This window comes from Paracoccus sphaerophysae (assembly GCF_000763805.1).
Classification (GTDB): Bacteria; Pseudomonadota; Alphaproteobacteria; order Rhodobacterales; family Rhodobacteraceae; genus Paracoccus; species Paracoccus sphaerophysae.
In genome coordinates this window covers 1-788 of the sequence record NZ_JRKS01000134.1, presented here as the reverse complement: position 1 = coordinate 788, position 788 = coordinate 1, and the positions used below count along the sequence as shown (strand labels likewise).

General features: G+C 63.6%; 1 pseudogene. It reads right to left on the bottom strand.

Annotated elements, in window-relative coordinates:
• Positions 1-159 precede the first annotated feature (159 nt).
• Positions 160-665 (bottom strand): annotated as a pseudogene (locus IC63_RS16735) (IS5 family transposase); the annotation flags it as partial.
• Positions 666-788 lie beyond the last annotated feature (123 nt).

Genomic DNA, 788 nt, shown 5'->3' with positions numbered 1-788 from the left:
GAACACCATACGGGCCCTGCGGCATGGATCGCGCCGCATCATGAGGCCGGACACATGTCAGCACCCGACAACGCGCCAAGATCAGCTTCAAAATCCCTCTTGCGCTTGGGGCGGTTACACATGTTGCGCAACTCGGCTAGGTTCCAGACTCAGTGATCGTCAAAGCCAGAAGATGACGGTTGTGGCCAGGGCGACGGCGGAGAGGAAGACCTTGGCGCACCTGTCGTAGCGCGTGGCGATCCGGCGCCAGTCCTTGAGCCTGCCGAACATGATCTCGATCCGGTTCCGCCGCTTGTAGCGCCGCTTGTCGTATCGAACGGCCTTACCGCGCGACTTTCGGCCCGGGATGCAGGGTCGTATCCCTTTGTCTCTCAACGCTTCCCGGAACCAGTCGGCATCGTAGCCCCGGTCTGCGATCAGCCATTCGGCGGCTGGCAGGCTGCCCAGAAGGGCCGCCGCACCTGTGTAGTCGCTGACCTGGCCCGCCGTCATGTAGAACCTCAAGGGGCGGCCCTTGGCATCTGTCACGGCGTGCAGCTTCGTGTTCAGCCCGCCCTTCGTGCGCCCGATCAGACGCCCGCGCTTGTCGTCAGGCCCCCCTTTTTCGCCCGCAGGCTCGAAGCCGTGCGGTGCGCCTTGAGGTATGTCGCGTCGATCATGACTGTCAATCAGCATCCAATCGTGACCCCTTATCGGCGTCCAATATTGACCCCTCCGGTGCTGAGCTGGCCCGGCGCTGCGTAGTTCCCATGTAACGCAGCGGCGGCGGGCCAGCGGGGTCGCCTTTT